At 71.2% G+C, this 5,473-nt stretch carries 7 protein-coding genes and 2 tRNA genes; 6 read left to right on the forward strand and 3 right to left on the reverse strand.

Annotation, left to right across the window (positions count from 1 at the left end; all coding sequences use genetic code 11):
* The 3 genes from ACFVZH_RS39765 to ACFVZH_RS39775 form a co-directional block, all read left to right on the forward strand.
* On the forward strand, positions 1-877 hold an 877-nt coding region (locus tag ACFVZH_RS39765; RefSeq protein WP_384905463.1), incomplete at its 5' end, for a hypothetical protein.
* A gap of 233 nt (positions 878-1,110) precedes the next feature.
* Positions 1,111-1,560: an ATP-binding protein gene (locus ACFVZH_RS39770; RefSeq protein ID WP_384905465.1), complete on the forward strand. Its 450-nt coding sequence runs from the start codon at positions 1,111-1,113 to the stop codon at positions 1,558-1,560.
* Positions 1,561-1,694: 134 nt separating this feature from the next.
* The gene (locus ACFVZH_RS39775; RefSeq protein WP_384905467.1) at positions 1,695-1,958 is read left to right on the forward strand and encodes an STAS domain-containing protein; all 264 of its coding nucleotides are present in this window, start codon (positions 1,695-1,697) and stop codon (positions 1,956-1,958) included.
* Positions 1,959-2,148: 190 nt separating this feature from the next.
* On the opposite strand, the gene ACFVZH_RS39780 is transcribed toward ACFVZH_RS39775, so the two are convergent.
* Complete coding sequence (locus ACFVZH_RS39780) at positions 2,149-2,376, reverse strand: hypothetical protein (protein ID WP_384905469.1); 228 nt, start codon at positions 2,374-2,376, stop codon at positions 2,149-2,151.
* A gap of 993 nt (positions 2,377-3,369) precedes the next feature.
* Here ACFVZH_RS39780 and ACFVZH_RS39785 point away from each other — a divergent pair.
* Positions 3,370-3,573: a hypothetical protein gene (locus ACFVZH_RS39785; protein WP_384905471.1), complete on the forward strand. Its 204-nt coding sequence runs from the start codon at positions 3,370-3,372 to the stop codon at positions 3,571-3,573.
* A 65-nt stretch (positions 3,574-3,638) separates the two neighbouring features.
* Positions 3,639-3,722 (forward strand) — tRNA-Leu (locus ACFVZH_RS39790).
* Positions 3,723-3,902: 180 nt separating this feature from the next.
* Here ACFVZH_RS39790 and ACFVZH_RS39795 read toward each other — a convergent pair.
* Positions 3,903-3,976 (reverse strand) — tRNA-Ile (locus ACFVZH_RS39795).
* Between the two features lie 169 nt (positions 3,977-4,145).
* On the opposite strand from ACFVZH_RS39795, the gene ACFVZH_RS39800 reads away from it, so the two are divergent.
* Positions 4,146-4,781, forward strand: coding sequence for a hypothetical protein (locus tag ACFVZH_RS39800; RefSeq protein WP_384905473.1), 636 nt, complete (start codon positions 4,146-4,148; stop codon positions 4,779-4,781).
* A gap of 363 nt (positions 4,782-5,144) precedes the next feature.
* On the opposite strand, the gene ACFVZH_RS39805 is transcribed toward ACFVZH_RS39800, so the two are convergent.
* Positions 5,145-5,473 (reverse strand): hypothetical protein (locus ACFVZH_RS39805; protein ID WP_384905475.1); only part of this gene is annotated, 329 nt, incomplete at its 5' end.

The raw sequence follows: 5,473 nt of genomic DNA on the forward strand, positions 1-5,473 counted from the left end.
AGCCGCTCTGGCCCGCGCGGCCGGCATATCGCTGACCACGCTCGCGGCCGCCCTCCACGACGTGGACACGGGCCGGCCCCGCCGGATCCAAGCCGCGGCCGCAAACCGGCTGCTCGCCCTCGGCACCCGCACCCCGCTGCCCGGACGCGCCACCCGCCGCGGCGACACCGTGGACGCCCAGCCAGTCGCCGACCACATCCGCGCCCTGCAAGTGCACTACGACCGGGCCAGTACGGCTTTCATCGCCCAAGTTGCCGGGGTCAACGCCAGCACCCTCGCCTCCGCCCTGATCGACCACGAACGTGACGCTCAGCGCGGGATCAATACGAACATCGCGCGACGGGTTCTGGCCGTGCGCGAACTGCCCCCGCCGGCCTTCCCGCGCCGTACCCACGTCACGGAGACCGGTCTCCTGCGGCGCCTGCGCGGCCTGTGCGCCGCAGGCTGGACCCTGCCCGCCATCGCCCAGGCCGGCGCCACCACGGCGAAATCGCTCACCGATTTCGCGAGAACCGGCACCAGCACGCCCGCGGTCCGCGGCGCGATCCTCACCGCCTGGGACCGCCTCGCCCACCGGCCGGGACCCTCCGCCCAGGCCCGGCGACGCGCCGCGGCGAAAGCCTGGGACCCTGCCCTGGCCTGGGACGAACACAGCATCGACGACCCCGCCACCACCCCCAGCGGCACCCGCATACCCGGACGCTCCCAGCACTGGGATCCTTCTGTGCTGCGGCACGAACTGGCCTTCTTCACCCACCACCTCGGCCTTGGCCACCCCGAATGTCTCCGCCGCCTCGGCCTCAGCACCCGCCGCGCCCGCCAGCTCCTCCACCCGCCACCAGCCGCCCCCGGCACCCCCCACACCACCGCCACGTAACGAGCACCTCGCCGTCCGACGCGTCCGGGACACAGCTCCACCGGCTCGACCAGCCAAGCCCTCCCGCAGAACACCCCGGCCATGAGGATCGCGTTCTCCGCCCGAGCTCTACCCGATGCCCAATTTCTCCGGTTTTGGGTATTGACTGCTCAGGGTTTCCGTGCTCCACGGGAGCGTGCTGGAAGCAGCAGAAAAGCATTCCGGCCCCCCTTTCCGGACAGGCAGTGATCCCGATGACGACCACCACGATCTCCCGCAGCCGGCAGCCGCGCCCCGCGCCGCAGGCCGCCCCGGCGGGTGAGCGCGTGTTCGGCCTGTCGCTGGAGCACGGGCCGCTGGCCCCGGCCACCGCCCGCCACGCCGCCCAGCCCATTCTGGAAGCCTGGGGACTGGATGAGGACCAGGTCTACGACCTGCTGCTGGTCATCTCCGAACTGGTCACCAACGCCGTCACCCACGCCCTGCCGCCCGTCGTCCTCCACCTGCACGCCACGGCGGACGACACCGGCCACGTGCGGGTCCACGTCAGCGACGGCGGCCCCCAAACCACCGCCGGCTGGGCCGCCACCCGCCCCGACGACGAACACGGCCGCGGCGCCACCATCGTCACCGCCCTCGCCGAGCACACCGGCACCGACATCGACGGGCTCATCGACCACTGGGCCGACCTCACCGCGGCCTGACCCACTCCCCCGCCCCGATACCGGGGAAGAAGACGAAGAAGAGCCGGTCTGGCCCACTCGAAAGCCGGAGGCGGCCATGCAAGCGGACGAACTGCTCCAGACCCACACCCTGTGGTACCGCGACACCGTCCTGCTTGGCCTGGCCGGAGAACTCGACCTCGCCACCGCCCCGCTGGTCCACCGGGCCACCGCCACGGCACTGGCCGGACACCCTCGGACTCTCTGCCGGCCTCACCTTCTGCGACGGCACGGGGCTGCGCGCGCTGAACCGGCTCACCCGCCAGGTCCACACCGCCCGCGTGAGCCTCCACCTGACCGGCCTGAACCCCCGCCTGTACCGGACCCCCGGCCTGCTCAAGGCCGCAGCCCCCTGGCTCCCGCCCGCTCTCTTGCCCTGACCCCACCAGCAGCAGCCGGCCGCCACGACCGCGTCCCGTCGGCGAAACGGCGGGCCGGCACGCGTGACGCCACAGCCCGTGCCGTCGTTGAAGACAACGGACGCGTGAAGTGCACCCCTGTCCCATGGAGACGCGGCCCCCGGCGGGGGCTCTGGACCACGCCTCGCCCAGAGCCCCCACCCCGCATTCCTCACCCGTCGCCCGTCGGCGGATTCCAGGCCCGGCCCCCACACCACTGGACCCAGCGCGGGTCGTCCAAGACCTCCTCCGGATCACTCAGGCCCGCCGCCTGCAGGAAGACGATCACATCGTGATCGGAGAACGCCGTCCCCAACGACTCCTCACGGCCCCGGCGCATCACACTCACCCGCCGACCGCCCGCCCCGGCCGGCTCACCCACCACGATCAACACTGCCATCCCTCCACCATCACGCCGTTCACGCCACCGCGCACACGCGCCAGCCACGACTCTCCCTCCCCACACCTCACCGGAGGGGAGCGTCACGCCGTGAGGGCGGGGGCGTGGTGGGTTGCGGGTGGAGGCGGCCCGTGGAGTTGCCCCGTACGGCCGACCCGGTTCCTCACGGCAGTCACGCTCGGTAGCCTCGGTGCCGGCTCAGGGCCTGGCGCAGGAGGGCTGGTGATCGTGGCACGTACCTGGTTGCCGATCCGGGGCGAGACAGCCGCGAGCGGGAGACCCCGCCGGCCGCCGACACCCTGCCCGCTCGCTCCGCAGGCCCCTTGGCCGGGCGCAACGGCGGAACGTGCGGGTGCCGGAACCGCCGGCGTGGAAGGCCGGGTGGTGCCGGGCCGCGGGGCGGCGGCACGGGCGATGACCCGGGCGTGCGGGATCAGCGCGGCGCAGGCAGCACAGATCTCCTCCACGCTCCACACCCGGCCGAAAGCCGCATCGTGACGCAGGACCAGCACCGCGGCGCCGGCGCAGGACACCTGGGTGTCCTCATGAGCGGCGCAGCCCTCGGCGCGGCAGTGGCAGGCGGCGTGGGGCCGCAGGGTGGCGGCCTTGGCGTGGGCGGCGGCGTGCCCGGCGGCGAAGGCGCGCAGCGACGCCAGGTCCTTCGAGCGCGGCGGCATCCGGCACCCGGCAGTGGAACACGTGACCGCGGCGGTGCGGTCGCCGGAGCCGGTCAGGCGCACGGTCCACAACCTCCCCGGCACACGTGCCGTGCCAGGGGCAGGACTCATTTCGCTGCGGGTGCTTGTCAACAGAGCGGTCCATTCGGGGTGATTGGGGTGATCAACAACTACATCCGCTCCACTATGGGCCAAAGCCGTCAGATGGGCCATGAGCAGGTGTTCACCTGGCACTCCGCTTCCGCATCCAGGGGTCAGGATTCGGCCATCGCTGGCGACTCCAGGGGAGAGAGCACCGCTCCATGCGGGAGATCATGTGATCATGGTGAATGATTTATTCGAGCGTTACATGAGCGCCGCCGACACGTACATACTCCACTCCAAGACCTGTCCGGCATGCCGGACAGCCGTCACCTGCCGTTCCGCTGCACGTTTGTTCGACAGATTCAGCGACCTGCAAGCCGCTCATCTTGCACAGCTGGCGCAGCGAACCGTCACGCAGCGCGTCAAGGGCGCATGAGGACCAAGAATTCTTTTCCGGCTCGTACTCCTCGGTCGAGGTACCATGTGTCCAGCTGTGGATACGGGAGTGTGGCGGAACTGGCAGACGCGCCGGATTCAAGTCCCGGTGCCCTTCGCGGCGTGAGGGTTCGACTCCCTCCACTCCTACTGCAGCACCCTCGCTCTCCTTCCTCCCGGAGCACCGGGCCCCGTCCGCTCCACCTGGCCGAAGGCATTCGGACGGGAAGGCGGGTACGGCGGAGGCCGCGAGCCGGACCCGCCACCGGCAGCCTCGAAACTCCAACAGCAGCCCGGGGGAAGCGCCGCTGTCAGCGGGCGGAGACCATGTGGGGTGGGTGGGACTTGAACCCACGGCCGACGGATTATGAGTCCGCTGCTCTAACCAGCTGAGCTACCACCCCACCAGAATCGATGAGAACACACGCCCGGTTCCGGCACCCCGCCGGGACCGCACGCCGGAGAGCAGCCGCTGGCCGGGTATGCCGGGAGAACCGCCGGCCGGAGCAGCCGGGAACGTACTCCTCTGCTGGGCGCGTGGCGGGGAGCCTGGGGCGGGGCCAGGATGAGGGCATGTCCGCTCCGGCAGGCAGAGGTGACGAGGGCGCGGCGCGCCGGGTGCGGGTGCTGCGTCTGGAGACGCTGCGCGACATCGAGGCACTGCTGCGCGAGCTGGAGGAGCTGTACGGTGAGCTGCTGGCGTGCCAGGACAGTGACGGGGAGCGTGTGCGGGACCTTTTGCACGCGGCGGGGGTGATGACCGGGGTGTGGCTGGACGACATCGCCTGCCGCTTCGCCGAGACCGACCACGACGCCGATGAGCTGTTCGCCCGGGCATGGCAGTTCGTCGAGGACCTGGAACTGGCCCCGGAGGGCTTTTTGACCAGGGACGATCCTGCCTTGTTCACGACGCTGCGCGGCTCGGCCGCCGGCATGCTGGCCCGACTGTGGGTCACCGGCTACCTCCTCGGCCCCATCCCCGAAGACGCCTGGCCGGAGGAGGAACTGGCCATCCTGCTCCTGCGAGCACTCGAGCACCACGCCGACGCCCGCGCCCTGACCGAAACCCTCGACCACCACCGCCCGAGCCGTGACGAACCGCCCCCGGGCAGGAAACCCCGAAACGATGAGGAACTGGGCGGAACGCATGGGGAACCGCCCTCACCTGCTGGCCTCCGCGGCATACAAGCGAACAGTTCCCTCCGCTGATCCAGCCACCGTCGCATCAGCGGAGAAGGCACGCTTCACGCGTGACGCGGCGCCGCTGTGACTCGTTGACGATGACGGACGCGTGACGTGTTCCCCTGTCGCATGGAGACGCGGCCCGGTGGGGGCTCTGGACACCACCCCCGGCCAGAGCCCCCGCCCCACCTTTCAGTCTCCCGGATCGCATGGCCGCTGCCCCTTGTACTGAAGGGCCTGGCCGGACACACCAGCGAACCCGGCAGCACTTGCTCCATGACTTCCAGCCGGCAAGCTCTCCTCCCGAGGCCCGGCGCAGCCACCGGCCGGACCTCCGCACCCAAGGCATCAGCCTCCCGGGGGGCAGCGGCACAAACCTCGAGACGGCCGCTATCCCGAGGCGCCGTACACAGCGAGGGCACCGTCGCCGTGTGGCGCCGGCCGGGTAGCGGAAGGGCGGGCGAACAGGCCCACGGCGTGGTGCCATGACGTGCGGTGCATCACCGCGGCCAGGGCCTCGGACGCTTCCTGGGCCTCGCCCAGGCTGCCGTGGGCGTGGTGGTGTGGCAGCAGAACCAGCCAGGCGCCCTCCCCGACCGGGGCGAAGAACGCCAGATGGACACGCCACTGCGGGCGTGAAGGTAGCGGCCGGGCGAGGAACAGCAGCCCCCGGCCGACGAACAGCGTCCGGGTATAGGACTCGTTGGTCAGGACGCGGT

The sequence above is a fragment of the Streptomyces sp. NPDC059534 genome, from assembly GCF_042743475.1.
Taxonomy (GTDB): Bacteria; Actinomycetota; Actinomycetes; order Streptomycetales; family Streptomycetaceae; genus Streptomyces.